This is a genomic window from Streptomyces sp. NPDC051909 (assembly GCF_040681095.1).
Taxonomy (GTDB): domain Bacteria; phylum Actinomycetota; class Actinomycetes; order Streptomycetales; family Streptomycetaceae; genus Streptomyces.
On the sequence record NZ_JBFAYA010000012.1, the window covers coordinates 16,838 to 43,020 of the forward strand.

General features: G+C 74.6%; 22 protein-coding genes, 1 pseudogene and 1 riboswitch. Of the genes and pseudogenes, 16 read left to right on the top strand and 7 right to left on the bottom strand.

Annotation, left to right across the window (positions count from 1 at the left end):
* Positions 1-464: 464 nt before the first annotated feature.
* Both AB0M18_RS20095 and AB0M18_RS20100 read right to left on the bottom strand, forming a co-directional pair.
* Positions 465-1,988 carry an aldehyde dehydrogenase family protein gene (locus tag AB0M18_RS20095; protein WP_365759778.1) on the bottom strand — a complete coding sequence of 508 codons (1,524 nt, stop codon included), beginning with the start codon at positions 1,986-1,988 and terminating at the stop codon, positions 465-467.
* 45 nt (positions 1,989-2,033) lie between these two features.
* Entirely contained in the window at positions 2,034-3,323 is a 1,290-nt protein-coding gene (locus AB0M18_RS20100; RefSeq protein WP_365759780.1) for a GAF domain-containing protein, read from the bottom strand.
* A gap of 144 nt (positions 3,324-3,467) precedes the next feature.
* Positions 3,468-3,574: riboswitch (ZMP/ZTP riboswitch) on the top strand.
* 28 nt (positions 3,575-3,602) lie between these two features.
* Here AB0M18_RS20100 and AB0M18_RS20105 point away from each other — a divergent pair.
* On the top strand, positions 3,603-4,466 hold the full coding sequence (locus AB0M18_RS20105; protein ID WP_365759782.1) for a bifunctional 5,10-methylenetetrahydrofolate dehydrogenase/5,10-methenyltetrahydrofolate cyclohydrolase: 864 nt from the start codon (positions 3,603-3,605) through the stop codon (positions 4,464-4,466).
* A 148-nt stretch (positions 4,467-4,614) separates the two neighbouring features.
* Positions 4,615-5,361 (top strand): hypothetical protein, encoded by a 747-nt coding sequence (locus AB0M18_RS20110; protein WP_365759784.1) that lies wholly within the window; start codon positions 4,615-4,617, stop codon positions 5,359-5,361.
* A gap of 24 nt (positions 5,362-5,385) precedes the next feature.
* On the opposite strand, the gene AB0M18_RS20115 is transcribed toward AB0M18_RS20110, so the two are convergent.
* Together AB0M18_RS20115 and AB0M18_RS20120 are read right to left on the bottom strand one after the other, a co-directional pair.
* The gene (locus AB0M18_RS20115) at positions 5,386-6,669 is read right to left on the bottom strand and encodes an SWF or SNF family helicase (RefSeq protein ID WP_365760183.1); all 1,284 of its coding nucleotides are present in this window, start codon (positions 6,667-6,669) and stop codon (positions 5,386-5,388) included.
* Between the two features lie 119 nt (positions 6,670-6,788).
* A complete protein-coding gene (locus AB0M18_RS20120; protein WP_365759786.1) occupies positions 6,789-9,803 on the bottom strand; it encodes a DEAD/DEAH box helicase in 3,015 nt (1,004 codons plus the stop codon).
* A 273-nt stretch (positions 9,804-10,076) separates the two neighbouring features.
* On the opposite strand from AB0M18_RS20120, the gene AB0M18_RS20125 reads away from it, so the two are divergent.
* Positions 10,077-11,180, top strand: a complete 1,104-nt coding sequence (locus AB0M18_RS20125; RefSeq protein ID WP_365759788.1) for an acyl-CoA desaturase — start codon at positions 10,077-10,079, stop codon at positions 11,178-11,180.
* Positions 11,181-11,225: 45 nt separating this feature from the next.
* Positions 11,226-11,771 carry an MOSC domain-containing protein gene (locus AB0M18_RS20130; protein ID WP_365759790.1) on the top strand — a complete coding sequence of 182 codons (546 nt, stop codon included), beginning with the start codon at positions 11,226-11,228 and terminating at the stop codon, positions 11,769-11,771.
* Between the two features lie 49 nt (positions 11,772-11,820).
* Here the strand turns inward: AB0M18_RS20130 and AB0M18_RS20135 are convergent, their stop codons facing one another.
* Both AB0M18_RS20135 and AB0M18_RS20140 read right to left on the bottom strand, forming a co-directional pair.
* On the bottom strand, positions 11,821-12,696 hold the full coding sequence (locus AB0M18_RS20135) for a hypothetical protein (RefSeq protein ID WP_365760184.1): 876 nt from the start codon (positions 12,694-12,696) through the stop codon (positions 11,821-11,823).
* Positions 12,697-12,836: 140 nt separating this feature from the next.
* Positions 12,837-13,439, bottom strand: a complete 603-nt coding sequence (locus tag AB0M18_RS20140) for a methyltransferase domain-containing protein (RefSeq protein ID WP_365759793.1) — start codon at positions 13,437-13,439, stop codon at positions 12,837-12,839.
* 205 nt (positions 13,440-13,644) lie between these two features.
* Between AB0M18_RS20140 and AB0M18_RS20145 the strand changes: the two are divergent.
* From AB0M18_RS20145 to AB0M18_RS20180, 8 genes and pseudogenes are all read left to right on the top strand, one after another.
* Positions 13,645-14,406, top strand: a pseudogene (locus AB0M18_RS20145) (MHYT domain-containing protein); the annotation flags it as partial.
* A 334-nt stretch (positions 14,407-14,740) separates the two neighbouring features.
* Positions 14,741-17,578 carry a nitrate- and nitrite sensing domain-containing protein gene (locus tag AB0M18_RS20150; protein WP_365759795.1) on the top strand — a complete coding sequence of 946 codons (2,838 nt, stop codon included), beginning with the start codon at positions 14,741-14,743 and terminating at the stop codon, positions 17,576-17,578.
* Positions 17,575-18,009 (top strand): roadblock/LC7 domain-containing protein, encoded by a 435-nt coding sequence (locus AB0M18_RS20155; RefSeq protein WP_365759798.1) that lies wholly within the window; start codon positions 17,575-17,577, stop codon positions 18,007-18,009. Before AB0M18_RS20150 ends, AB0M18_RS20155 begins: the two co-directional genes overlap by 4 nt.
* Before the next feature lie 70 nt (positions 18,010-18,079).
* A complete protein-coding gene (locus tag AB0M18_RS20160) occupies positions 18,080-18,496 on the top strand; it encodes a DUF742 domain-containing protein (RefSeq protein WP_365759800.1) in 417 nt (138 codons plus the stop codon).
* Positions 18,477-19,127: an ATP/GTP-binding protein gene (locus AB0M18_RS20165; protein ID WP_365759802.1), complete on the top strand. Its 651-nt coding sequence runs from the start codon at positions 18,477-18,479 to the stop codon at positions 19,125-19,127. The genes AB0M18_RS20160 and AB0M18_RS20165 overlap by 20 nt, the downstream gene beginning before the upstream one ends.
* 207 nt (positions 19,128-19,334) lie before the next feature.
* The gene (locus tag AB0M18_RS20170; protein ID WP_365759804.1) at positions 19,335-19,742 is read left to right on the top strand and encodes a roadblock/LC7 domain-containing protein; all 408 of its coding nucleotides are present in this window, start codon (positions 19,335-19,337) and stop codon (positions 19,740-19,742) included.
* Between the two features lie 117 nt (positions 19,743-19,859).
* A complete protein-coding gene (locus AB0M18_RS20175; protein ID WP_365759806.1) occupies positions 19,860-20,939 on the top strand; it encodes a DUF6397 family protein in 1,080 nt (359 codons plus the stop codon).
* A gap of 48 nt (positions 20,940-20,987) precedes the next feature.
* A complete protein-coding gene (locus AB0M18_RS20180; protein WP_365759808.1) occupies positions 20,988-22,535 on the top strand; it encodes an ATP-dependent DNA ligase in 1,548 nt (515 codons plus the stop codon).
* A 10-nt stretch (positions 22,536-22,545) separates the two neighbouring features.
* Here AB0M18_RS20180 and AB0M18_RS20185 read toward each other — a convergent pair whose 3' ends face one another.
* Positions 22,546-23,079, bottom strand: coding sequence for a DUF6328 family protein (locus AB0M18_RS20185; RefSeq protein ID WP_365759810.1), 534 nt, complete (start codon positions 23,077-23,079; stop codon positions 22,546-22,548).
* 114 nt (positions 23,080-23,193) lie between these two features.
* Between AB0M18_RS20185 and AB0M18_RS20190 the strand changes: the two genes are divergently transcribed.
* The 4 genes from AB0M18_RS20190 to AB0M18_RS20205 all read left to right on the top strand — a co-directional run bounded on the left by AB0M18_RS20190 (position 23,194) and on the right by AB0M18_RS20205 (position 26,183).
* Positions 23,194-23,571, top strand: a complete 378-nt coding sequence (locus tag AB0M18_RS20190; RefSeq protein ID WP_365759812.1) for a hypothetical protein — start codon at positions 23,194-23,196, stop codon at positions 23,569-23,571.
* A gap of 198 nt (positions 23,572-23,769) precedes the next feature.
* Entirely contained in the window at positions 23,770-24,582 is an 813-nt protein-coding gene (locus AB0M18_RS20195) for a polysaccharide deacetylase family protein (RefSeq protein WP_365759814.1), read from the top strand.
* A 387-nt stretch (positions 24,583-24,969) separates the two neighbouring features.
* Complete coding sequence (locus AB0M18_RS20200) at positions 24,970-25,767, top strand: hypothetical protein (protein ID WP_365759816.1); 798 nt, start codon at positions 24,970-24,972, stop codon at positions 25,765-25,767.
* Positions 25,768-25,811: 44 nt separating this feature from the next.
* Complete coding sequence (locus AB0M18_RS20205) at positions 25,812-26,183, top strand: peptidase inhibitor family I36 protein (RefSeq protein ID WP_365759818.1); 372 nt, start codon at positions 25,812-25,814, stop codon at positions 26,181-26,183.

The following is a 26,183-nucleotide window of genomic DNA, read 5'->3' on the forward strand; positions in this document are numbered from 1 at the left end:
CTACCTGACCGTCAGGCCGCATCCGTGCGTCCTGGCCATCACAACCGCTGGCATGGCGGTGCTCGCTCTGCTCGACACGGACAACGGCTACGCCGCCCTCGCGCTGCCGGCGCTCGTCCTGCTCGGTGGCGTCGTGGGTACGGCCCTGCTCAACATCGCCGCAGCCTCTGGGCGACGGCCTTCCTGGTGTTCGCCTTCGTCATCGCGGCCGCACTCGTCAATGCCGCCAAACCGGCGCCTCGTCTCGCGAGGCGGCTGCGGGCGATGGGCAGGACGGCGAGGAAGCGGAAGCACCGAGACTGATCCACTGAGTCGCCTCGGGCAGGGGGTGCCCCGCCCCTCCCATGACAGCTGACGCGAGCCTGGTTTCTGCCCTCTGTGTGAACGAACTCAACTGCAGAACCGCCCTGTGGCTCACGATCTCGGCTGCCCCCAGAGCCGTCGGGGCGCCTCACGGAAGACGCTCAGAAGAACCCGAGCCTCTTCGGCGAGTAGCTCACCAGCAGATTCTTCGTCTGCTGGTAGTGCTCCAGCATCATCTTGTGGGTCTCCCGGCCCACCCCCGACTGCTTGTACCCGCCGAAGGCGGCATGCGCCGGATACGCGTGGTAACAGTTCGTCCAGACGCGGCCCGCCTGGATCGCGCGGCCCGCGCGGTAGGCGGTGGTGGCGTCGCGGGTCCAGACGCCGGCGCCGAGGCCGTAGAGGGTGTCGTTGGCGGTGCGGACGGCGTCGTCGAGGTCGGTGAAGGAGGTGACGGCGACGACGGGGCCGAAGATCTCCTCCTGGAAGACGCGCATGCGGTTGTCGCCCTCGAAGATGGTGGGCTGGACGTAGAAGCCGCCCGCCAGGTCGCCGCCGTGCTCTACGCGCTGACCGCCCGTCAGGATCTTGGCGCCCTCCTGCCGGCCGATCTCCAGGTAGGAGAGGATCTTGGCGAGCTGGTCGGCGGAGGCCTGGGCGCCGATCATGGTGTCGGTGTCCAGGGGGTGGCCGGGGACGATGGCCTCCGTGCGGGTGATCGCCGCCTGGAGGAAGTCGTGGTAGTGGCCGCGCTGGACGAGGGCGCGGGAGGGGCAGGTGCAGACCTCGCCCTGGTTGAGGGCGAACATGGTGAAGCCTTCGAGGGCCTTGTCGAAGAAGTCGTCGTCCGCCGCCGACACGTCGTCGAAGAAGATGTTCGGCGACTTGCCGCCCAGCTCCAGGGTGACCGGCTTCAGGTTCTGCGCCGCGTACTCCATGATCAGGCGTCCCGTGGTCGTCTCGCCGGTGAAGGCGATCTTCGCGACCCGCGGGGAGGAGGCGAGCGGCTTGCCGGCCTCCTCGCCGAAGCCGTTGACGATGTTGACCACGCCCGGCGGCAGCAGATCGGCCACCAGGCTCATCCAGTAGTGGATGGAGACCGGGGTCTGTTCGGCCGGCTTGAGGACGACCGAGTTGCCCGCCGCGAGCGCCGGCGCCAGCTTCCACACCGCCATCAGGATCGGGAAGTTCCACGGGATGATCTGCCCGACCACGCCCAGCGGCTCGTGGAAGTGGTACGCCACGGTGTCCTCGTCGATCTGGCTCAGCGCGCCCTCCTGCGCGCGCAGCGCCCCCGCGAAGTAGCGGAAGTGGTCGATCGCGAGGGGGATGTCGGCGGCCAGGGTCTCCCGTACCGGCTTGCCGTTCTCCCAGCTCTCCGCGACCGCCAGCGCCTCCAATGAGGCCTCCATCCGGTCGGCGATCCGCAGCAGCACCTGTGCCCGGTCGGCCGGCGCCGTGCGCCCCCAGGCCGGAGCCGCCGCGTGAGCCGCGTCCAGGGCGCGCTCCACGTCCTCGGCGGTGCCGCGCGCCACCTCCGTGAACGGCCGGCCGTCGACCGGGCTCGGGTTCTCGAAGTACCGGCCGCCCGCCGGGGCCACGTACTCCCCGCCGATCCAGTGGTCGTAGCGGCTCGCGTACGACATCGGCGAACCCTCGGTGCCGGGTGCGGCGTAACGGGTCATGGGCAGGACCTCCTTCGGACCGCGCCGGCCGCCCTCGGCCGGCGTTCACGGCCGATGGTGCGCGCCCCGACGTTGCAACCCCGTTGCGCCCGAGGACAGTTCCGCGTCCAGGGCGGCCAGCCGGGCCCGTACCGCGGGCGCCTGGGCCGCCGGTACGGCCGAGGCGAGCGCCCGCCACACCGCCACGTCGTCCTCGCCCCACGCGCTGTACGCCCAGTCCGCGAGCAGCCCCGGATCGCCCCGGTCCACGAGGGCCGCCCGCAGCCGGCCGGCGAGCCGCTCCCGCAGCCGTACGACCCCCGGCGCGTACGAGGACGGCAACAGCGGCCCCGCGTATCCGCCGAGTGCCGTCGCCACCGCCCCCGAGGACAGCCGCCGGTCCACCGCTGCGAAGTCGGCGTCGACCTCCTCGGTCAGCCGGTACGGACGCGAGGCCAGGAACTCCGGGCCGAGCAGGCCCCGCAGCCGGGACAGCTCCGCCCGCAGCGTGACCGGCGTGACGGACTCGTCCTCGTACAACAGCGTGAGGAGCTCGTCCCCCGGCACGCCCTCCGGGCGGTGCGCCAGGATCACCAGGATCTCGCTGTGCCGGCGGCTCAGCCGCAGCCGCCGCCCCGCCACCTGCAGCAGCGCCTCGTCCCGGCCGAGCGCGCTGAGCCGGGGCCGGGCCGCCGCCGGGCCGGGGGAGACCAGCGCCAGCTGCGACTCCGCCGCCCGCGCCACCGCCTGCACGAACGCCAGGCTGTGCGGATGCGCGAGCCCCGCCCCGCCGGTGATGTCCACCGCGCCGAGCAGCCGCCCGCTGTGCGGATCGTGCACCGGCGCCGCCGCGCACGTCCACGCCTGCACCGGCCGCCGGAAGTGCTCCGCCGCGCACACCTGCACCGGCCGGTCCACCGCCATGGCCGTCCCCGGGGCGTTCGTCCCCGCCGCCGACTCCGACCAGCGCGCCCCGGCGACGAAGTTCATCCCCTGCGCGAGCCGCAGCGTCCTCGGATGCCCCTCCACCCACAGCATCCGGCCCGCCGCGTCGCACACGGCGAGCAGATGCTCGCCGTCCCGCGCGTACGCCCCCATCAGCTCCCGCACCACCGGCATCGCCGCCGCCAGCGGATGCCCCTCCCGGTGCCCCGCGAGCTCCTCCTCGTCCAGCTCCACCCGCGCCGCGCCGTCCGGACTCACCCGCGCCCGTGCCGAACGCCGCCAGGACTCGGCGACCAGCGGCCGTACGGGCGGGGTGTCCGGGTGCGCCCCGAGCGGGCCGCCCGCCGTGAACGCCTCGTGCGCCCGCCGCACCGCCGCACCGTCCGTGTCCGCCGACGTCGTCTCGATCAACTCGGCCTCCCCATCGAGGTCGTCCGCACCGTGGACGCCATCGTCATGCGCGCACGGCGCCTCGACAAGCGTCCGGACCGGCCCGCATATGCGTCCTGACCGATGCCTGACGGACAGCTCTCACCTGGGCGTCACGTAGAGTGGTGCGCGGGCCGTGACTGGCGCTTGAGGTGGATCACCACCGGGGAGCGGCCCGGCGGACGCGCGCGTTCCACGCGGCCGTGCCACTGCCGTGCGCCTGGGCGATCAACCGGTCAGCGACGACGCTCAGGAGCTCCCATGTCCACCAGCACCGCACGTCTCATGGACGGCACCGCGCTCGCCCGCCGCACGGTCGAGGAGACCGCCGCCCGCGCCGCCGAGATCACCCGCCGCACCGGCACCACCCCCTGCCTCGCCACCGTCCTCGTGGGTGCGGACCCCGCCTCCGTCACGTACGTGAAGATGAAGCAGAACCGCTGCGCGAAGGCCGGAATCCGCTCCCGGCACGTCGAGCTGCCCGCCGAGACCACCACCGAGGAACTCGTCGCCGCGATCACCGCGCTCTCCGAGGACCCCGACGTGCACGGCATCCTGCTCCAGCATCCGGTCGGCCCGCACATCGACGAGCGCGCCGCCTTCGAGGCCATCGCCCCCGAGAAGGACGTCGACGGCGTCACCATGACCTCCTTCGCCGCCATGGGCTTCGGCCTGCCCGGCTTCGTCTCCTGCACCCCCGGCGGCATCATGCGGCTGCTCGACGCGTACGACGTCGAGCTCAGCGGCAAGCGTGCCGTGGTCGTCGGCCGCAGCGCCATCCTCGGCAAGCCCGCCGGGTTGCTGCTCCTCGGCCGCGACGCCACCGTCACCTACTGTCACTCCCGCACCACCGACCTCTCCGCCGCCGTCCGCGAGGCCGACATCCTCGTCGCCGCCGTCGGCAAGCCCGACTTCATCAAGGGCGAGGACATCAAGCCCGGCGCCGTGGTCATCGACGCCGGCTACAACCCGGGCAACGTCGGCGACGTCGACTTCGACAGCGCCGCCGAGCGCGCCTCCCTCATCACCCCCGTCCCCGGCGGCGTCGGCCCGATGACCATCGCCGTCCTGCTCGCCCAGACCGTCGACGCCGCCGAGCGGCAGCTCGGCCTCGCCGCCCGCTAGGGCCGGACGCACCCATGGGACGGCAGACATCACGGGGGCACGGCGCGGATCCCGCCCACGCCGCCGGATTGTCACGGTTCTGTACGGGCGCCGCCCAACTCACCGGTATCGGTCGCCACATGGGCGCGGTCGGGTGACCCTGGATCCCATGCTCCACCCGCCGACGGAAACCCCGTCCCGCGACGCCCGGCCACCGAGACGGCCGGGCGTCGTCGTCCTGCCGGTCGCCGCGCTCGCGGCGGTCCTGGCGCTCTCCGTCTCCGTCACCGCGCGCGGCGGGACCGCCGACGGCCACGCGCGCGCCACCGCGACCGCTCCCGCGCCGGCCGTCCCCGACACCACCGCCGCCGCCCGCGACACGGCGGGCACGTCCGTCCCGCCGCCCGGACGGACCCCCGCCGCGCGCACCGGCACCCCCTCGCCCCAGCCCACCCGCAGCGCCCGCCCCACCGCCGCGCCCGGCACGAACCACGCCCGCCCCGCGCACCCGGCCACGACCGGAACGCCCGCCCCCGGCACCACCAGCCCCCGGCCCCGCACCACCGCGGCCCGCCCGTACGACGTGCTGCGCGTCGGCGACTGCTTCGACATCGACCGCGACGCGCCCGGCACCGTCGTCCCCCGCGCCTGCCACACTCCGCACGACGCCGAACTCGTCGCCCGGCTCACCCTCACCGGCCGGTACGCCGACGACGACGCCGTACGGGAAGCGGCGGCCACCCTGTGCCGCGCCCCGCTGCGCGCCAAGGCCGCCCTCCAGCCGCTCGGCACCCGTTGGGCCACCTTCGTCCAGTACCCGTACCGCACCAGCTACCTGCTCGGCGAGGACACGGTCGCCTGCAGCCTCGCCGTCCTCTCGGACAGCGGGCGGAAGCTGACGGCGCGCCTGCGGTGATGCCGGGGGCGGGAGCTCGGAGACTCAGACGCCCGCCGCCCCCGCCAGCGCCGCCGCCGGGTCCGGGTCCGGCGGGCCCGCCGGGGCCCAGCCGGCCGGCTCCTCGCGGTACGGCCACCAGCGGCCGTCCTCGCCGAGGCGCAGCTGCAGTCCGGTGCCGTCCACGGTCCAGCGGGCCGGGCCGGACGGGAGCAGGGCAGGGCGCTCGTCTTCCTCCCATGCCTCGGCGAGCTGCGTCTCGGCGCGGCGCAGCGCCTCCGGGCCCGGGATCCAGTCCTCCGCCAGGACCGCGAGACCGGCCGGGCCGCCCATGCGCCAGGCCCGGACCGCGAGGGCGAGCTCGGGGCGGGTGCGGCCCGAACCGGTCGCCAGGCGGGTGGCGAGCCAGGAGGCGGGCGAGCCGGCGGCGAGCCGGACCGCGTCCTGAGCGGGCGTCAGCGGAGGGTCGTCGAAGGAGGCGGACCCGGTGAGGAGCCGGTGGGCGCGGGCTGCCGCGTCCGCCGCCAGGAACTCCAGCGCCGCCGGGTCCAGGCCCGGTTCCGGTTCGGTCTCGGTGTCCAGGGACGGCGGCTCGCCCGGCGCCTCCGCCGGATCCGGCGGGTCCGGCAGCGGCGGCAGGATGCCGCCCGCGGCGAACGCCTCCGCCGCCGACACGCCGGACCGCCCGCCGGTACGGGGCCCCGCACCGGCCACCGTGCCGCGCTCGCCCGCCGGATCGGCGAGCCGCTCCGCGCTCCGCTCCTGGAGTGCCTCGATCACCGCCCGCTCGCCCCGCCCCCGCATCAGGAGCAGCACGAACGGATCCTCGTCGAGCAGCCGCGCCACCTGGTAGCACAGGGCCGCGGTGTGCGGGCAGTGGTCCCAGGCCTCGCAGCCGCACTCCGGCTCCAGGTCGCCGATGCCCGGCAGCAGGTCGAGCCCGGCCGCCGCCGCGTCCTCCACCAGGTGCGGCGGCATCTCGCGGTCGAGCAGCGCCGCGATGTGCCCGGCGCTGTCCACGGCCAGGTCGATCAGCGTGTCCCACTCCGGCTCGGACAGCTCCTGCAGCAGCACGTCGCTGCGGTACGCCGTGCCGTCCCGGTCCTGCACCACGGCCGTGATCCGGCCGGGGCGCACGTTTACCGCGCCGACCGCCCCGGCCCGCGCGTGCCGACGGCCCTGCTTCAGCTGTTGGCCGTCGAGCGCCGTGTCCTCGAGCGCCTGCAGCCACGCCCGGCCCCACCAGGTGCGGGCGAACGCCCCGCTGCCGGACGGCGGCAGCGCCGCGAAGGTCCGCTCCTCGCCGCCCCGACCCACGTTCCCGCCCATGTGCCCCTTCCCGTCGCCGCTTGCCCTCGCGCTCGCGTTCTCGCCGGCGTTCCCGCTCCCGCTCCCGTTCTCGTACGCGTAGGTGCTCTCGTCGCCGTTCTCGGCGTCCCCGTAGGCGTTCATCGGGCGTCCTCCTCGCCGCGCAGCCGCACCAGTTCGGCCAGTTCGGCGTCGGTCAGCTCGGTGAGCGCGGCCTCGCCCGCGCCGAGCACGGCGTCGGCAAGGGCCTGCTTGCGCTCCAGCATGGCCGCGATCCGGTCCTCCACCGTGCCCTCGGCGACCAGCCGGTGCACCTGCACGGGCCGGGTCTGCCCGATCCGGTAGGCGCGGTCGGTCGCCTGCGCCTCCACCGCCGGGTTCCACCAGCGGTCGTAGTGCACGACGTGCTCCGCCCGGGTCAGGTTGAGGCCGGTGCCCGCCGCCTTCAGGGACAGCAGGAAGACCGGCACCTCGCCCGCCTGGAACCGGGCGACCATCGCCTCCCGCTCGGCGACCGGCGTGCCACCGTGCAGGAACTGGGTGGGCACGCCGCGCGCCGCGAGGTGCTCCTCCAGAATCCGCGCCATCGACACGTACTGCGTGAAGACGAGCACGCTCGCCCGCTCCGCCAGGATCGTGTCGAGCAGCTCGTCGAGCAGCTCCAGCTTTCCCGAGCGTCCGTCGATGCGCGGGCGCTCCTCCTTCAGGTACTGCGCGGGGTGGTTGCAGATCTGCTTGAGCCCGGTGAGCAGCTTCACCACGAGCCCGCGCCGCTCCATGCCGTCGGCCTCGGCGATCGTGGTGAGAATCTCCCGCACCACCGCCTCGTAGAGCCCGGCCTGTTCGGTGGTGAGCGCCACGGTGTGGTCGGTCTCCGTCTTGGGCGGCAGTTCGGGCGCGATGCCCGGGTCGGACTTGCGCCGCCGCAGCAGGAACGGGCGCACCAGCGCGGCGAGCCGGGCCGCCGCGGCCGGGTCGGCGCCGCCCTCGACGGCGGAGGCGTACCGCCTGCGGAACGCGCCGAGCCCGCCGAGCAGCCCCGGCGTCGTCCAGTCGAGGATCGCCCACAGCTCGGAGAGGTTGTTCTCGACCGGTGTGCCGGACAGTGCCACCCGCGCCTTGGAACCGACCGTGCGCAGCGCCCGCGCGGTCGCCGAGTACGGGTTCTTGACGTGCTGCGCCTCGTCCGCGACGACCAGCCCCCACGCCTGTCCGGCGAGCCGGGCCGCGTCGAGCCGCATCGTGCCGTACGTGGTGAGGACGAAGCCTTCGTCGGCGAGCCCGTCGCCCGCGAGCCCGTCCAGGGAACGGGTCGCGCCGTGGAAGCGTCGCACGGGCGTGCCCGGCGCGAACCTCTCGATCTCGCGCTGCCAGTTGCCCATCAGCGAGGTCGGGCAGACCACCAGGGTCGGCCCGGCCGTGGCCGGGTCGGTCTGCCGGTGCAGATGGAGTGCGATGAGGGTGATGGTCTTGCCCAGGCCCATGTCGTCGGCGAGGCAGCCGCCGAGGCCGAGCGAGGTCATCCGGTCCAGCCAGCGCAGTCCGCGCAGCTGGTAGTCGCGCAGTGTCGCGGCCAGCGCGGCGGGCTGGGCGAGCTCCGGCTCGCCGCCCGAATCGCCTTCGGGGTCGGCGAGCCGTTCCCGCAGCCGCTCGAGGGCGCCGGTGGCCCGGACCTCGACACGGCGCCCGTCGATCTCGGTGCTGCCGGTCAGTACGGCGCCGAGCGCGTCGACCGGGGTGAGCTTGTGGTCCTGGCGCGCCCGGGCGTGCCGCAGCTCCTCGGGGTCGACGAGCACCCACTGGTCGCGCAGCCGCACCAGCGGCCGGCCTGCCTCGGCGAGCCGGTCCAACTCGGCGCGCGTCAGGTCGCGGTCGCCGATCGCGTATCGCCAGTTGAAGGCGAGCAGGCTGTCGGCGGAGAGGAAGGAGGGCAGCGCGTCGCCGCCCTTGACCGGGCCGCCGGGGGAGTCCTCGGCCCCGTCGGGGCCGTCGGGGCCTTCGGGCAGGCCGATCACGGCGCGTGCGGTGAGCCGGTGGGCGAGTTCGCGCGGCCAGTGCACCCGTACGCCGGTGGCGGCGAGCGCACGGGCGGCCGGGCCGAGGAGTTCGGCGACCTCCTCGTCGGCGAGGTCGACGGCGTCCGGCACCGCCGCCGTGAGCAGCGGCGAGAGCGGGGGCCACGCGCGGGCGGCCCGGCGCAGCGCGAGCAGCGCGTCCATCCGGGCGCGCGGCCCGAACGCGGTGCCACCCGCACCGCCCGCGCCCGTCGGTGCCGTGCCCGCCCACACGGCCGCCGCGTCCGCGACCAGCGCCGGGTCGGCGACGGCGTGCATCTGCAGCACCGCACGGAACGCCGGCGCCTCGTCGGCGGCTTCGGCCGGCGCGCCGCCGGCCGTCACCAACTCGACGCGCAGCGACAGCCGTACACCGGCGTCGTGCCCGGCGGCCACGTCCGCCGCCCAGGCGCGCTGCCCCGGCAACGGCGCCGGCTCCGCGCGTTCCTCGTCGGCGGCGAAGGCCGGACCGCCCGCAGCCAGCGGGGCGGCCGGGGTGCGCGGCAGCACGTCGGCGACGGCGTCGGCGAACGCCCGCAGCAGTTCTTCGGGTTCGGGCAGGAGCAGTTCGGCGTCGGTGTCTTCGGTGTCTTCGGTGTCTTCGGCGGGGTCGGCGGGGAGCGGTACGGCGTGGGCCGAGGGCGGCATCGAGGCGGCGAGGTCGCGCAGCGCGGCCACCTCCTCGGCGCCCAGCGGGCCGACCCGCCAGGCGTCCAGATCCCCGGCGGTGAGCCCGGGCAGCAGCAGACCCCGGGCCACCAGGTCCAGCGAGAACAGCGCGGCCGCGCCCCAGAACGCCGCCGACGGCGAGGCGTCCGCGGCGGACCGCGCCCGGACGAGGAGCGGCAGTGCCTCTCGTACGGAGAGGAGGAGCGCGGGCACGGTCACCGACTGCACCTCGCCGTCGACGAGGTCGACGACGTCGAGGAGCGTCGGTTCGGCGCCCGGCGGCCCCACGGGCGTTCCATCGGGGGACCAGAAGGCGATGTGGCCCGCGCGCGGAGGTTCGGCGGGCAGGAACAGGGCGGAGCAGCGGGCGAGTTCACCCGAGGTGGTGTGCTGGGTCGAGGACGGGAGCGACTGCGACGGAGACTGCGACAACGCATTCCTCAAATTTGACTACTGATGTCGAGCCGCTGAGGATACCCCATCCGTTCACCCTCCCGCGCATCTCTCGGGCGTGATGCTCGTCACGATCGACCTGGCGGTGGGGAAGGCCCCACCCTCGCCCCCGGGACCTCCCCCGAACAGGTCCGGGTGGTGACGCCATGGTCGCGGACGATCACCGATCCGTACGTTTTCGGTAGCCGGCGCGGCTCGCGCGACGGCCCCTCCCCGCACCTCCACGGAACTCAACGGACCCCGGAGACCGCCATGCCCCAGGCCACCGCGACCCTCGCCGCGCCCGCCCCGCCGCCCTCGGCGAGCGCCGCCCGCACCCCGCGCAGGAACGGCGGCAGCGAGTTCGCGCCACTCCTGCGCACCATCAAGGAAAAGGGCCTGCTCGAACGCCGCCCCGGCTGGTACGCCCGCGACATGGCGGTCAACCTGCTCGGCATCGCCGCCGTCGTCACCGGCCTCGTCCTCCTCGGTCCGTCCTGGTGGGCACTGCTGCTCGCGCCGCCGCTCGCCCTGCTGTCCGCCCGCGCCGCCTTCATCGGCCACGACGCCGGCCACGCCCAGGTCACCGGCAACCGCCGGCTCGGCCGCGCCGTCCAGCTCGTGCACGCGAATCTGCTCCTCGGCATGAGCCGCGAATGGTGGAACGACAAGCACAACCGCCACCACGCCCACCCCAACCACCTCGACAAGGACCCGGACGTCGCCGCCGACATCCTCGTCTTCGCCGCCCATCAGACCGCCGGCCGCACCGGCCTGCGCCGCTGGCTCACCCGCCACCAGGCCTGGCTGTTCTTCCCGCTGACCACCCTGGAGGGCATCGCGCTCAAGGTGTACGGCGTGCAGGCCCTGCTCTCGTCCCCGGGGCCGTACCGCACCCGGCGCGAACGCCTCCTGGAGGGCGCCCTGCTCCTCGCCCACCTCGCCGGCTACGCCGCCCTGCTGCTGACCCTGCTCGGCCCGCTCCAGGCCCTCGTCTTCGCGCTGCTCCACCAGATGCTGCTCGGCGTCCACCTGGGCATGGCCTTCGCCCCCAACCACAAGGGCATGGAGATGCCCGACGCGCATGCCGACGGCGACTCCTGGGGCCATCTGCGCCGCCAGGTCCTCACCTCGCGCAACATCCGGGGCGGCCGCCTCACCGACTGGTTCCTCGGCGGCCTCAACTACCAGATCGAGCACCACCTCTTCCCCAGCATGCCCCGCCCGCACCTGCGCCTCGCCCAGCCCGCCGTCCGCGCCCACTGCCGCGAACTCGGCATCCCCTACACCGAGACCGGCTTCGTCGACTCCTACCGTCAGGCCCTCGGCCACCTGCACGAGGTGGGCGCCCCGCTGCGCGAGCAGGACGCCGCGTAGGGTCGGGGGCGCGACACCGACAACAGAGAAGGGGAGCTCTGTCCGATGAGCCAAGGCACCGTCACGACGGTCAGCAGCAACGGCGTCTACTCGTTCACCAAGCCCAACCGGGAGAGCATCACGCTCCTGGCCGGCCTGGGCGTGGCGGGCGACGTGCACTCCGGCGTCACCGTCAAGCACCGCTCGCGGGTGGCCAAGGACCCGACCGCACCCAACCTGCGCCAGGTCCACCTGATCCATGCCGAGCTCTTCGACGAGGTGGCGGGCGCCGGCTTCGAGGTCGCCCCCGGCGACCTCGGCGAGAACGTCACCACCCGGGGCGTCGACCTGCTCGGCCTGCCCACCGGCACCCGGCTCCACCTCGGCCCCGAGGCGGTCGTCGAGGTCACCGGCCTGCGCAACCCCTGCGCCCAGATCGACGACTTCCGGCACGGGCTCCTGAAGCAGGTCGTCGGCCGCGACGAAGAGGGCCGGATCGTCCGCAAGGCGGGCATCATGTCGGTCGTCCTGGCCGGAGGGGAGGTGCGCCCCGGCGACACGATCCGTGTGGAACTGCCGGCGGAGCCGCACATCCCGCTCGCACGGGTCTGACCCGCGCCCCGCCTTCGGGGCCCGTGCGTCCCTGCGGGGCGCGGCACCCTCAGCTCGGTCGTACCGCCATCGCGTCGAGGGACCGCAGCAGATCCGGCAGCCGGGGGCCGGGCGTCACCGGGAGCACCTTGTGCGGCTCGTCGTCGAGGAGCACGAAGGCCATGTCGTCGGTCCGCGCCACCAGGGACCAGCCGGGGCCGTCGGCCCGGAGCATCCGGGCCTCGCCGCCGGCGAAGCTGGACCGCACCCGCCCGACCGGCGGCGCCTGCTCGACGTACCCGCCGAGTTCCTCCAGGACGCGCCGCACGCCGGTGTACGGATCGGTGTCCTCGCCGCCCTCCGCGTCACCGTCGCGGTCGGCCTCCGCGTCACCGTCCCGGCCGGCCTCGGAGGCGGCGGCCTCGCCGGCCCCCGCGCCGTCGGCCGCGTCGCCGATCCTGGCGCGCCACTCGGCCCACTGCAGGGCCACCATGTCGGCGCCGAGGCGCCGCTGGGCCGGCCCCCACCGGTCGCCGGCGGGCGGGGCGAGCGGCTCCAGGTCGCCGTCCTCCGGCGCGGGGTCGTGGGGTGCGGGCAGGCCGGGCGCGGCGGTGGCGACGGCGAGCGGCCAGCCGGGCAGCGCGGACACCACCGACCGGTCGTCGGGGGAGAGGTCGTACGCCATGCCGCAGTCCCAGGAGGCGATGGCGACGGCGACCAGCGACACGTCGTCGACGACCACGGTCCAGCGCGCGCCGGTGCCGTCCTGCCCGAGCACCAGGCCGTAGCCCTCGGCGTACGGTTCGAGGCGCAGCGTCGCGCAGGCCGCCGGGTAGTCGTCGCCGAGCACGCTGGGGAACTGCGCGGGCGTGAGCAGCGCCGCGGTCAGCACGTACAGCGCGTCTCCGTCGTCCCCGGTCGCGGCGTCCGTCTCCGCACCGGTCACGGCGGATTCCGTTTCGGCCACGTCAGCCTCCCCATCTGGTCGTCGGCGCACCCTAACCAGTGAGTAACCCGCCCGTCGAGTGCCCGGGAGCCCCGAGACCGGCGGCCGGCATCGGCGTGATCACCGGACCGCCGGAGCGATCACCCCTTACGGCGCACGGCGAGCGCGAGGTAGCGGTCGTCCTCGTCCGTGTACGAGACCAGCTCCCACCCCGAACGGGCAAGCAGCGGGCGCAGCCGGGGCTCGGCCCGCAGGTCGTCGTCGGTGATCTGCCGGCCGTGCCGGGCGGCGAGGGCCGCGCGCCCGATCGGGTGGAAGAGCGCGAGCCGCCCGCCGGGCCGCACCACGCGGGCCAGTTCGCGCAGGTCCCGGTCCGGGTCGGCGAGGTGGGAGATCAGGCCCGCGCCGAACACGGCGTCGAGTCCGCCGTCGCGCAGCGGCAGCCGGGCGACGTCCGCGAGCAGCAGCGTGCCCGCCGTGTCCCGGCCCGCCTTCGCCGCCTCCGCGAGCATCTCGGGCGTCAGGTCCGCCCCGAGGACCGTGCCAGCGGGCCCGACCGCCTCGCGCAGCGGCGGCAGCGCGCGGCCGGTGCCGCAGCCGGCGTCGAGCACGGCGTCGCCGGGGCGCAGCCCGAGGTCCGCCACGGCGGCGGCGTAGGCCGGCCCGTCGTCGGGGAACCTCGTGTCCCAGCGCGCGGCGCGCGCGCCGAAGAACTCCCGTACCTGTGTGGGGTCATCGCTCATGCGATCCATGATCCCTCAGGCCCCGGTCGCCCGCGGGGGTGAGTTCTCGGTACGGAACGCCTCCGAAGTCGCCCGACCGAGTGAACGAACTGTGCACACGTTCGAGGTTTCCGCGATCGTTCGGGAACATCTCTCCGTCATATTCCATCAGCTTTCGAAATGCGCCCCCTGTGCGCCCCCCGATGCGCACTAGCGTCCCGGAGCCATGGGACACCTGGACCACGCCACCTACGGCTGGCTGACACCTGTGCTGTCGTACGCGATGGCCTGTATCGGCGCCGCCCTCGGACTGCGCTGCACCGTACGCGCCCTGGACACGACCGGCCGCTCGCGCCGCAACTGGCTGCTCACCGCCGCCTCCGCGATCGGCACCGGCATCTGGACGATGCACTTCGTCGCGATGCTCGGCTTCGGCGTCACCGGTACCGACATCCGTTACGACGTCCCCCTCACCCTGCTCAGCCTGCTCATCGCGATGGGTGTCACGGGCGTCGGGGTGTTCGCCGTCGGATACGGCCGCGATCGGGTCCGATCGCTCCTGATCGGCGGGCTGACCACGGGCGTCGGCGTGGCGAGCATGCACTACATGGGCATGGCCGCCCTCAATCTGCACGGCCGGGTGCACTACGACCCCGCGCTCGTCGCCCTCTCCGTCGCCATCGCCGTGGTCGCCGCGACCGCCGCCCTCTGGGCCGCCCTCAACATCCACGCCCCCGCGGCCGTGGCCCTCGCCTCCCTCGTCATGGGCGCCGCCGTCAGCAGCATGCACTACACCGGCATGTTCGCCGTCGACGTCACCGTCAGCCCCTCCGCCGAACCCCTCCCCGGCGCCTCCGTCATGCAGTTCATCTTCCCGCTCGCCGTCGGCCTCGGCTCCTACCTGTTCATCACCTCCGCCTTCGTCGCCCTCTCCCCGACGGCGAGCGAACGCGCCGCCTACGCCTCCGCCGAGCGCCTGGCCGAACCCGACGAACGCGCCGTGGACGTCGCACCTCCCGGCTTCCGGCCGGAGCCGGACGACCGGGCCCACCGGCAGACCGTCGCCCCCGCCTGCGCCCACCCGTCGGGGCCGGTGCACAGCCCGTCCGAGCCACACGATGCCAGGGCCCACTGACACCGGCGCCCGACCCGGCTCCTGACACCGCTCCGCTACGGCGCCGAGCGCGCCGTTCCGCCCGACGCGCGGGCGGGCCGCCCGTCCCCACGGCCCGCTCCCGTCACCCCTGCCGACCCAACGCCATCCCCAGCACCAGCGGGTCCCGCCGCCCCATCGGGTCCGTGAACGAAGGAACGAGGAGGCCATGCGAACTTCCCGCAGGACCCCGGACCCCGGGGCTCCCGCCCAGCCGCCGACGGCGGCCCGCGGGCGCCGTGCGCACGCCGGGCCGCCCGCCGACGAGCCGGCGACCGGCGGACCCGCGGGCCCCGCCCCCACCGGCCGGGCCGGCACGGCGCCCCGTGCCGAGGCCTCCCCGGGGCTCGCACCGCGCGCGCCCGCGGCCGGGGCCGCGGCGGTCCCGAGTCCCACCCCGGCCGCGCCCCGTCGGCGCGGCCGGGGCATCCGCCCCCGTACCGTCCGCGCGAAGATCGTGTCGCTGCTCATGGTCCCGGTCGTCTCGCTGCTCGCCCTGTGGGGCTTCGCCACCGTCACCACCGCCCAGGACATCGCCCGCCTCCGCCACCTGCAGGCCGTGGACTCCGAGGTCCGCGGGCCGGTCACCCTCGCGATCGCGGCCCTCCAGGACGAGCGCCGCGCCGCGGTACGCCAGGCGGCCGCCCCCGGCACCTCCCGTTCCGCCGAACTGGAGGAACGTGCCCGGGCCGGCGCCGCCGCCGTCGCCCGTCTCCGCCTCGACGACCGGCACACCGTCGGCGACAACGGCAGCCTGCCCGGCGACGTCGCGGCCCGTCTCGCCGCCTTCGTGGGCCAGGCCGAGGCGCTCGGCGCGCTGCGCACCGAGGCCGCCGAGGGCCGCGCGGACGCCGACCGCCTCTACGACGCGTACACCGCCGTCATCGGCACCGGCCTCGGCATCGGCGGCGCTCTCGCCGCCGGCGACGACACCGAGGCCGGTGCCGAGGCCCGCGTACTGCTCGAACTCGCCCGGGCCGGCGAACAGCTCGCCCGCGAGGACGCCCTCCTCGGCGCCGCGCACCTCACCGGTTCGCTCGACGCCGACCGGCTGCGTGCCTTCGGCGGCGCCGTCGAGGCCCGCCGGACCCTCACCGAATCCGCCACGGCCGACCTGCCCGCGGCCCAGCGGACCAACTGGCGCAATCTCACCGCCCAGCCGGACTACCGACGACTCCTGGCCGCCGAGGACCGGGTCCGCGCCGCCGCCCCCGGCCGGCGCGCCGCCCAGGCCGTCACCTCAGGGGAGTGGGACAGCGCCCACTCCTTCCTCCGCGAGGGCACCGTCGGCATCGAGCAGGCCGCCCACGCCGCCGCGGCCGCCCGCCACGACCCGTTCGGCGGCGGCGCGTTCAGCGCCGGCGGCGCCGCCGTGCTCCTCGGCCTCGCCGCTGTGGCCGCCTCCCTCGTCATCTCCGTACGCATCGGCCGAGGCCTCGTCGTCGAACTCATCAGCCTCCGTAACGGCGCTCTGGAGATCGCCCGCCGTAAACTTCCCGCCGCCATGCGCCGGCTGCGGGCCGGAGAGGAGATCGACGTCCGGGCAGAGGCCCCGCCCGGACCCGCCCCGCAGGACGAGATCGGCCAGGTCGGCGAGGCCCTCACCACCGTCCACCGCGCGGCCCTGTCCGCCGCCGTCGAACGGGCGGAACTCGCCAGCGGCATCTCCGGAGTCTTCGTCAACCTCGCCCGGCGCAGCCAGATCCTGGTGCACCGTCAGCTCAACCTGCTCGACAGCATGGAACGGCGCGCCGACGACCCGAACGAACTCGGCGACCTCTTCAAGCTCGACCACCTCACCACCCGCATGCGCCGCCACGCGGAGAGCCTCATCATCCTCTCCGGCTCCGCCCCCGGCCGCGCCTGGCGCCTGCCGGTCCCCCTCACCAACGTCGTGCGCGCAGCCGTCTCCGAAATCGAGGACTACGCGCGCGTGGAGATGCGCCGGCTCCCCGAGACCGCCGTCGTCGGCGGCGCCGTCGCCGACCTCACCCACCTGCTCGCCGAACTCATCGAGAACGCCGCCCAGTTCTCCCCGCCCCACACCAAGGTGCGGATCAGCGGCGAACCCGTCGGCAACGGCTACGCCCTGGAGATCGAGGACCGCGGCCTCGGGATGGGCGGGGAGACCCTCGCCGAGGCCAACGCCCGGATCGCCCAGTCCGAGGCCCTCGACCTCTTCGACAGCGACCGGCTCGGTCTCTTCGTGGTCAGCCGCCTCGCCTCCCGGCACGCCGTCAAGGTCCACCTCCGCACCTCCCCGTACGGCGGCACCACCGCCGTCGTGCTGCTCCCCACCGACCTGCTCCAGAACGCAGTGCCGGAGGAGGAACCCACGGCGCCGGCGGTCGGGGCCCACGCGTCGGCCGAGCGGCCCACGGCCCCCATGCCGGCCCCCGTCCCGGGTCCGGTACCGGGGGTGGCGCCGTCCCTGCCCGGTCCCCGCACACCGCACGAGCCCGCCGAGTCCGCCGACCCGGCCGAATCCACCGGCCCGGAACGCCCCCCGGCCGCCGTCACCGCCCTGCGCCAGCGCGGCCGGAACCTCGCCCCGGCCCCGTCCCGTACGCCCGCCCAGCCCGTCACGCCGCACCCGTCCGTGCCGCCCGCCACGGGAGCCGACTCCGGGCGAGCCGCCGCCCGGGGAGCCGACTCCGGCGGGCCGGGCGAGGACTCGGGCGCCGACCTGCCCCGGCGCGTACGGCAGGCCAGCCTCGTACCGCAGCTGCGCGAGGCGCCAGCCGGGGCTCCCACCGGCCCCGGCGGACCGGGGACCGATCCGGCCGGCGCCGGAACCGGTGCGGACGAGCGGACACCCGAGCGGGTACGGGACCGCATGTCCGCCTACCGCGAAGGCTGGAGCCGCGGCGGCGGCCCCGCCCCAGGCGCCCCCGTACCCCCCGTCCGACGCCCGCTCGGCACCGGCCACGGCACGACCGGGCCCGGCACGCCCCCCGGCGAACGCCCCGCATTCCGCGCACCCGGCAGTGAAGGAGACGACGAATGATCGACCACGAGAGGATTTCCCACCACCGCTCCGGGGAACTGGACTGGCTCCTGGACGACCTGGTCACGCGTGTCCGCGACGTCCGCCACACGGTGGTCCTCTCCAGCGACGGCCTCGCCGTCGGCGCCTCCAGCGGACTCAGCCGCGAGGACGCCGAGCACCTGGCCGCCATCGCGTCCGGCTTCCACAGCCTCGCCAAGGGCGCCGGGCGGCAGTTCCACACCGGCGGCGTGCGCCAGACCATGGTCGAGATGGACGACGGCTTCCTCTTCGTCGCCGCCGCCGGGGACGGTTCCTGCCTCGCCGTCCTCAGCGGGATCCACGCCGACATCGGACTCATCGCCTACGAGATGGCCCGGCTCGTCAAACGCGTCGGCGAGCACCTCTACACGCCGCCCCGGCTCACGGTCACCCCACCGGCCGCGGGCTGACCGCGCCCATGGCGCCCGCGCACACGCGCGTGCCAGTCGGCGCGCCGGACACCCGGACCCCGGAGACCTCATGAACAAGGACAGCCCCGGCGCCGGACCGCCCGTGCCGGGCAGTCAGTGGTACGACGCCGACGCCGGACCGCTCGTCCGGCCGTACGCCATGACCGGCGGCCGGACCAGACCGGGACCGAGCAACGTACGGTTCGACCTCATCGCGCTGGTCGTCGTCGACGACGACCCGCCGGACGGGGCCGAAGAGGCCCTGCTCGGTCCCGAACACCGCGCCCTGCTCGCACAGTGCCGGGCCGAGACCCAGTCCGTGGCCGAACTCGCCGCCGACGCCGACCTCCCCGTCGGGGTGGTCCGGGTCCTCCTGGGAGACCTCCTCGAAGCGGGCTTCGTGAAGGTCAGCAGACCCGTCCCGCCCGCACAGCTGCCCGACGAACGGATCCTGAGAGAAGTGATCGATGGCCTACGAGCGCTCTGAGAGCACCCCGGCGGGCGACCCGGACACCACCGCCCTCGCCCTGAAGATCCTGGTCGCCGGCGGGTTCGGCGTCGGCAAGACCACCCTCGTCGGCGCGGTCAGCGAGATCCGCCCGCTGCGCACCGAGGAACGTCTCAGCCGGGTGGGCGAGAGCGTGGACGACACCGGAGGCGTCGACCAGAAGAACACCACCACCGTGGCCATGGACTTCGGCCGCATCACCATCCGCGCCGGGCTCTCCCTCTATCTCTTCGGGACACCCGGCCAGGACCGCTTCTGGTTCCTCTGGGACGACCTGTCGCAGGGCGCGCTCGGCGCCGTCGTCCTCGCCGACACCCGACGTCTGGAGGACTGCTTCCCCGCCGTCGACTACTTCGAGCACCGCGGTGTGCCCTTCGTCGTCGCCGTCAACTGCTTCGCGGGTGCCCGCGCCTACGGCGCACACGACGTCTCGCGCGCCCTGGACCTGGACCGCGGCACCCCCGTCGTGCTCTGCGACGCCCGAGACCGCGACTCGGGCAAGGAGGTGCTGATCCGGCTCGTCGAGTACGCCGGCCGCATGCACACCGCCCGGCTGCTCGACTCGGTCGGCGCGGCGGGCACGGCCGGGCCGGCGGGATCCTCGGGCTGACGGGGGACCCGGCCGGTCGCGGCGGCCTCGCGGCGGCCTTCGGGCGGCACGCGGATGGCGACGGATGCTTGCCCTGTCCACGACAGTGCGTAAGGCTGACCGGAAGACGGTCGGCCGGTACTCGCGTGGCCGGCCGAGGACACGCGACCCCGGGGCCGCGGGGACCACGGGGCGACGGGGACGCACCACACAGGGGGAGGACCACGCATGGCGTTGGACAGAGGACTCGACTGGCTTCTCGACGACCTGACCCGTCGGGTCGGCTCGATACGGCACGCCCTCGTGCTGTCGAACGACGGCCTGGTGACGGGCGCGAGCAGCGGCCTCGAGCGTGAGGACGCCGAGCACCTCGCCGCCGTCTCCTCGGGACTGCACAGCCTCGCACGCGGTTCGGGCCGCCACTTCGATGCGGGCCGCGCCCGGCAGACCATGGTCGAGTTCGACGAGGCCCTGCTCTTCGTGACCGCGGCGGGCGAGGGCAGCTGCCTGTGCGTCCTGAGTGCCGCGGAGGCCGACGTGGGCCAGGTCGCCTACGAGATGACGCTGCTGGTGAACCGCGTCGGCGAGCACCTGGGCGTGGCGGCCCGGCAGCCGGGCGGAGCGGACGAGTTCTAGGCGTCTTCCAGGCGTTATCCACAGGCCAGGCGAGCTGTCGTCACTGTGCGTTACGGTCATCACCGAAAGTGTTCGCAGCACGCGACACGACACGACGCACGGGGGAGGACCGCTCGTATGAACACACACGAGACGACAGGAACGGCGCGGCCGGAGGAGAGGGGCGCGGCGCCCGCGGGCGCCGTCGCCCCGGCGCGCGCCGCCGCGGAACTGGAGCTCAGGCGCGACGAGTTCCGGCTCGCCGTCGACCTCGGACTCGTCCGTACGGTGCCGGGCCCGGCACCCGGCGCCCCGGACGCCGCCCCGGGGGACAGGGCGGTCCGCCGCCGCGTGCCCAGGGAGGAGATCGAACGGCTCCGGGGCGCCCCGGACTTCCCCGCCGGACTGCGGGAGCGGGTCCGCGCCGTCGGTACGAAGGAGGGCGCCGAACTCCTCTCGGTCACCCGCGACCGCTTCGCCCGCCTCGCGAGGACGGGCCACTTCAGCCCCGTCCGCTTCTACATCAACCGCTACCGGGCCGTCGTCTGGCTCTACCCGGCCGCCGAACTCACCGAGTTCGCGCTCAACCATCCCCAGCTCCTCGCCGGGCGGCTGCCCCTGGACGTCCGCATGCAGGCGGACGCCGACCATCTCGACTGGCGGCCCCGGAACTGGCGCGCCCGGCGCCTCGGCATGCTGCTGCGGGCGAGCGACGACCCCTGGGTGAGGGCGGCCGCGATCGCCTCGCTCCTCGACCCGTCCCATGTGGCCGAGGTCGTCGACGACCCGTATGAACGGGCCCAGCTGGAGCGGCTGAGGCCCGCGCCGCCCAGTTGGCGGCCGAACACCCCGACGCCCCGGGAGATCGCCGACCGGCTGATGCTCGCCGACGACCCCGACGAGATCCTCTGGCACCGGATGAGCCTTGCGCTCGCCCTGGACGAGGCCCGCGCGGAGCGGGAGGCCCCGCGGCCGGGCGCCTGGCCCACCCTCCCGGCCCCGCCTCCGGGCCCGGCCACGCAGCCGGAGCCCGTCCCGAGTCCGGCTGTGGAGGCGGGCCCGTGGCCCGCGGCGGCTCCGGTGCCCCGGGCCCGGCACGTCGACCGGTGGCCGCCGCGACCGGCGGCGGTCACCAGGCCGCCCGGCAGACGCGTCCGGCGGAGTCTGCTGGACCGGTTGCGCCGGCGGAAGGAGTCGGCGTCCGGGCCCGGCGTGTGAGGCGGCTGCCGGGGTGCGGGGCGGTGGGGGCGCGGGCACGATGGGGCCATGCTCCTGGCCCGAGTCGCGGAGGTGTCCGGGCAGGTCGCCGCCACGTCGGCGCGGTCCCGGAAGATCGCTCTGCTCGCCGAACTGTTCGCGCAGGCCGAGCCGGAGGAGAGCCCGCTCGTCATCGCCTATCTGTCCGGCCGCCTCCCCCAGGGGCGGATCGGGGTCGGCTGGAGTGTGCTCAAGAACGTTCTGCCGCCGGCCGTGCCGCCCGCGGGGCGGCCCGCGCTCACCCTGGCGGGCACCGACGCGACGATGAGCGAACTGGCCGCCGTCTCCGGATCGGGGGCGCAGGCCCGGCGGCTGAGGCTGGTCCGCGGGCTGTTCGGCGCGGCGACGCCGGCGGAACAGGAGTTCCTGCTGCGGCTGCTGTCCGGCGAGGTCCGGCAGGGCGCGCTGGACGCGGTCGCGCTCGAAGGCGTCGCCCGGGCGGCGGAGGTGCCGTCCGGGGACCTGCGGCGGGCGGTCATGCTCGAAGGCTCGCTGCCGCCGGTCGCGCGGGCCGTGCTCGCCGAGGGGCCGGCGGCTCTGGAGGCGTTCACGCTGCGGGTCGGCACGCCGGTGCAGCCGATGCTCGCGCACACGGCGGGCAGCGTCACGGAGGCCGTCGCGGCCCTCGGGCCGTGCGCGGTGGAGGAGAAGCTCGACGGGATTCGCATCCAGGTGCACCGGCGCGGCGACGAGGTGCGGGTGTACACCCGCTCCCTCGACGACATCACCGAGCGGTTGCCCGAGGTGGTCGACACCGTGCGGGAGGCGTCGGGCGACCGGCTGGTCCTGGACGGGGAGGTGATCGCCCTCGATCCGGCGACCGGACGGCCGTCGCCCTTCCAGGACATCGCCTCCCGCGTCGGCTCCCGGGCCGACGTGGCCACCGCGCGGGCGGCCCTGCCGCTGACGCCCGTCTTCTTCGACGTGCTCGCGGCGGACGACGAGGTGCTGCTCGACCGCCCCGGACACGAACGGCACGCCGTACTCGCCCGGTTGCTGCCGGAACACCTCCGGGTGCGGCGGGCGCTGGTCACCGAACCGGTGGTCCCGGAGGCCGTCGAGGCGGCCGAGGGCTTCTTCCGTGATGCCCTCGCCCGTGGGCACGAGGGCGTCCTGGTGAAGGCCCTCGACGCCCCGTACGTGGCCGGCCGGCGGGGCCGCACCTGGCTGAAGGTGAAGCCCGTGCACACCCTCGACCTGGTTGTTCTCGCCGTGGAACGCGGGCACGGCCGCCGCACCGGACTCCTGTCCAACCTGCACCTGGGCGCCCGCGCGGCGGACGGCACCTTCGTCATGCTGGGCAAGACCTTCAAGGGGCTCACCGACGAGATGCTCCGATGGCAGACCGAGCGGCTCACCGAACTCGCCGTCTCCGACGACGGCTACACCGTCCGGGTCCGCCCGGAACTCGTCGTGGAGATCGCCTACGACGGCCTCCAGCGCTCCACCCGCTACCCCGCCGGTGTCACCCTCCGCTTCGCCCGGGTCCTGCGCCATCGCCCGGACAAGAGGGCCGCTGAGGCGGACACGGTGGAGACGGTCCTCGCGGCCGCCTGAGTGACAGGGGTCAGGCGTCAGGGCCTGAGGTGTGGCGGTGGCGGACCCAGATCGGGAGCACGAACCAGCACAGGAGGTACCAGGCGAGGAGGCCGGCCACGAGCCAGGGGACGAAGTCGGCGCCGGTGGCCACACGGAGGACGAGCAGAAGGGCGGCGCCCAGGGTGGCCGGGAGGAGCACCAGGCCCACGAAGGTGAGACGGGAGGCCCAGATGACCGCGCGGGGTTTGATGCGGCGGCCGGCGACCATGCGGTGGAAGGAGACCGGGCCGATGAGGGCGCCGGTGGCAGCGGCGCTCAGCGAGACCGTGATGATGTAGATCGTCCGGTCGGTGTCCGACAGCTCGGGGAAGCGCGGGGTGAAGACGACCGTGAGGAGGAAGCCGAAGAGGATCTGTACACCCGTCTGGGCGACCCGGATCTCCTGCATCAGCTCGTTCCAGCGCCGGTCGGCGCGTTCGTCGGGGGTCTCGTGGCGGCCGCGGATCAGGCCGTGCTCGTTCGGCCCCTCGGGCTTGTCTGGCCCCTGGCTCGTACCGGACACGCCGCCTCCCGAGGACGTTCTCCCTCCACCGTGCGGACCGGACGGCCGGCCCGCCACCGGGAGCCTCGCGGGTGGCCGCGCCAGGAGGGATGCTGGAATCGGGCATACGAGGAGATGAGCGCCGTGTACGACTTGCACATCGACACCGATGTCACCGTGCAGCTGAGCGACTGCTGCCGGGAGGACGCCCAGGCCGTCTTCGACGTCCTCGATCGCACTTATCAGCTGGAGGACATGACGACGCCGGGCCCGGAGGCGGCGACCTCGCCCGCCACCACCGTCTGGATGGCCACGTTCGACACGGCGGGCGGCCGGCACGAGGAGTCCGCGTCCGTGCCGCTGACCGGCATGGTCGGCGCGCTGCTCACCGGCGGGTACCACGCCGTCGACGAGGTCGAGAGGGTGCTCGCGCGCTCCTTCGACATCCAGTCCCTCCAGTCCGTCTCCGGCGACCAGGAGACCGAGGCCCGCCTCCTCCTCGCGTCCCGCTGACGGGCGAGGAGCTTCCCCCCATCGACCCCGGGCGACGCGGACGGGCGCCGCCCGGGGCCGCCGTGCGCAGGCCGCCGACCCCCCTCCTTCCCCGGCTATACACCGTGTGTAGAGTCGTCGGCGAACGACAGGGCCCCCGCCGTGACCAGGCGAGGGCCCTTGCCTACGCATTGATCTCTCGGGGAAAGCGGGTCGCACATGTTCCGAACCAGGCCGGGCCGACGACGTCGGGGCGCCGCCCTCGCTCTGCTCGCCGCTGCGACGCTCGCCGTCTCCCTCACCGGATGCTCGGCCGACACGGTCACGCCCGGCGAGGCACGCGAGAAGGCCGCAACGGACGGCAAGGCGGGGACCGGCGGAAAGTTCGGAGCGGGCGCACCGGCGGCCGTCGACTGCGCCAAGGCCAAGTGCATCGCCCTCACCTTCGACGCGGGCCCCGGCGAGGACACCCCGAAGCTGCTCGACATCCTCAAGGAGAAGCAGGTCCACGCGACCTTCTTCCTGCTCGGCCAGAAGCACGTCCAGCGCTACCCCCAGGTCGTCAAGCGCATCTCCGACGAGGGCCACGAGGTCGCCAACCACACCTGGACCCACCAGATCCTGACCGACCTCGACGCCGCCGAGGTCCGCGACGAGCTGTCCCGTACCCAGGACGCGATAGCGAAGATCACCGGCAGGAAGCCCACCCTGATGCGCCCGCCGCAGGGCCGCACCGACGAGACGGTCTCCGAGGTGAGCCGGGAACTCGGCCTGTCGCAGGTCCTGTGGAGCATCACCGCCAAGGACTACTCCACCGAGGACACCGCCCTCATACGTCAGCGCGTGCTCGACCAGGCCCACGGCGACGGCATCATCCTGCTGCACGACATATACGGCGGCACGGTCCCGGCAGTGCCCGGCATCATCGACGAGCTCAAGCGCCGCGGCTACACCTTCGTCACCGTGCCGCAGCTCATCGCCCCCGGAAAGGCCGAGCCCGGGACGGTCTACCGCCCCGAGAAGGACGACTGACCGAATAGGTCAAAGGGGGTGAGCGGGCTCACACCCGGCACAGGGCGCAAGGCGGAACAATGGGTGGAGGTTTACCGTTCATCCTTATGTGACGGCGAAGGGGCCCGGTCCCCTGGTCCCCCCTCAGCGGCGACCGCTCTTCCCCACGTCACGGCAAACGGCCCCGGCTGGAACCCCCCGTCCAGCCGGGGCTCTGTCGTTCCCGCGCGGGCGCCGCACCACCCGCGAACCCCCTGTTGGCGGCGCGCGCCCCGGCGCGTTCGCCCCCTTCGAGTGAGTCGACGCACCGCCCCGCATGGCCACCCCGGCACCGGGCATTGATCGCCACGAAGCGGCGGCGATCACACCGCCGGACACCACCGCCCAGGCCTGCCACCAGGGGGAACATTGCGCCACGCGTCCCGCCGTGCGACCCGCTCCGCACCCCGTCACACCCTCCTCGCGGCTGCCGCCGCGCTCGTCCTCGCCGGCTGCGCCACCGTGCACCCGCACCCCGCCGCACCTGCCGGACCCGCCGGAGCGACCGGGCCCACCGCCACCGCACCCGCCATCCGACAGGCGCAGGACCGGCTCCTCAAGGCCGCCGAGCAGCGGCTCGTCGACGACTGCCTCGACGCCCAGGGCCTCACCCCGCCCCCGGTCTCCCAGGCCCGCGCGCCCGCGGCCCGCCCCGGCTCCGCCGCCGACACCCGACTCCAGACCGCGCTCTTCGGCCGCGACCCCCGCGAGCTCTCCCTCACCCTCGCCACCGGACTCACGGTCACCGCCAACAGCGACGGCTGCCTCGCCGCCGCCCGGCAGGAGCTGTACGGCGACCAGCACCGCTGGTTCCGCGCCCAGGTCACCGTCGACAACCTGCGCGCCGAGGCCCAGGCCCGGATGAAGGACGACCCCGCGCACCGCGCCGCCCTCGACCGCTGGACCCGCTGCGCCGCGCCCTCCGGAGGGCCGCGCGCCGGCCGCCCCGACCCCGTGGTCGCCGAACGCTGCACCCGCGAGAGCGGCCTCGCCGATGTCCGTGCCCGGCTCGAACCCGCCGAGCTCGCCACCGTACGCACCCTGCACCGCGAGCAGGTCGCCCTCTACGAGCAGCTGCGCGCCCGCGCACTGCGGCGGGCGGCCGAACTGTCCGCGAACCCCACCGAGAAACCCGCGTCCTCCGCGGAAACAGCGAAACCCGACTGACCCGAGAAACCCGAGAAACCCGAGAAGGAAGGCGCCGATACTTCATGAAGCGACTCCTCGGCCCCACCACGGCGGCCCTGCTCGCACTCGCCGCCGGCCTCGCCCTGACGGCGCCCGCCACCGCCGCCGAATGCCCCTCTGGGGAGTTCTGCGCCTGGCAGGACGCCGACTTCGGCGGCCAGCGCGCCAACTGGAGCGGCGACGACGGCTGGTGGGAGAGCTGGATCGCCGACACCGACTCGTCCTGGGCCAACCACGGCATCTCGGGACCCGGTATCAAGGACTACGTCCAGGTCTACGAGTCCGCCTGGCAGGGCGGCTCCATGACCATCTGTCTGGCCCCCGGCCAGGAGGTCGGCTACAACGGGGCCGCCAACGACCGCGGCGACTCCCACATCTGGGCCACCGGCTGCTGA